The 1,341-nt window shown below is 51.0% G+C and carries 1 protein-coding gene; it reads right to left on the reverse strand.

What is annotated here, in order from left to right; genetic code table 11:
* Nucleotides 1–227 precede the first annotated feature (227 nt).
* On the reverse strand, nucleotides 228–767 hold the full coding sequence (locus tag Q1A48_RS21210) for a DNA starvation/stationary phase protection protein (RefSeq protein ID WP_299948843.1): 540 nt from the start codon (nucleotides 765–767) through the stop codon (nucleotides 228–230).
* Nucleotides 768–1,341: the final 574 nt, after the last annotated feature.

Genomic DNA, 1,341 nt, shown 5'->3' on the forward strand with positions numbered 1-1,341 from the left:
TCATTTATTCACCTGATCTTCGTTGTGAGTGATGTTATCACCCAAAGTCAGATGGCCAAATTTACTATGCCACTACACTAAATATTGAGAAAGAAACTTGATTGTATCGTCCGCAAATTTTACCAAAACCACTGATGGCACGGAATATTTTCAACAGCCCACTAAATTAGCACTGGCCTCCCGAGGCTTGACATCCACTGCGTGGTCTTTGGCCGTGCTTTTCAAGACTAGTGCCGGATCAAGCCCGAGCTTCGGCTCGCCTCAAACAGGAACCAGGCCCGCCTTTCAGCCTGATCGATAAATTCCTCCAGCAGGCTGCTCGTGCCGACATCGCGGTGCTCATCACAGAGTGCGTGCACCTCACGCATACGGGCAATCATTGCCTGATTGTCCTCACACAGCTCCGCCAACATGTCCTGCGGGTCCACATACTCCGCATTGTTATCGGAGGCGCGCTGCAGTTTGGCGATATGGCCAATGGAGTGCAGCGTGGTGCCACCCAGCTTTCGCACCCGCTCGGCCAGTACGTCAGTTATGCCCAGAATCTCCTCTGCCTGTTCATCAAACAGCAGGTGGTAATCGCGAAAGTGTGGGCCGCTTACATGCCAGTGAAAATTCTTGGTTTTCATAAACAGCCCGAAGGCATCCGCCAACAGCGTATTCACCGAGCCAGTAATGTCTTCACGCGCACGCTCACCCAAATCGGTGGGGGTATTGAGCCGCGTGTGCTCTTTGGTGTGCAAGGTTTCTCTTGCTGTCTTTCTCATGATCAACCTCGTAACAATAACGACAGTAAACGATATGGGTGGGAAAAAATCACGCCACCTAGGCTCAATACTAGACAGCAGCTGCAGAACTTGCCATTCAGAAACCACTGGTGGCACCCAGGGCCAAATAGAGCCTGCTAAATCTCCGCTGGGATCCGCTATTCGCCACTTCACAGTAATCGGGCTATGCCACCGTTCCAGGTGCTACTTTGGTGGCCTGGCCCCTCCAACGAATCCATTTCAAATCCATCACCAGGGTGGCAAAAAGTACCGGCACCAGTAGCAAAGTGCCGCAGGTGGCCAATATCAGACCACCCACCTGAGCAAAGCACAGTGGTTGCGGATATAGTGATGAGAATGGGGCGCAATCGCATAATGCCGGCATCCGGCAGGGCTTCCCTGAAAGGGTCACCCGCCCTGTGGCGCACTTCAATAAAGTCAAACAGCACTATGATATGACTGACAATCACGCCTATAAGGCTGGCAATACCAAGAAAGGTAGTGTTCAGAATTCTGTGTCATTTCTTTATCATTAGCAAAAAAGAGATGACCCATGACCAAACCTACTTTCAAT

The sequence above is a fragment of the uncultured Microbulbifer sp. genome, assembly GCF_947489355.1.
Lineage (GTDB): Bacteria > Pseudomonadota > Gammaproteobacteria > Pseudomonadales > Cellvibrionaceae > Microbulbifer.

Excerpts from the sequence above, each read along its gene's own strand:
- Q1A48_RS21210 (WP_299948843.1), bottom strand. The coding sequence starts at position 767 with ATGAGAAAGACAGCAAGAGAAACCTTGCACACCAAAGAGCACACGCGG.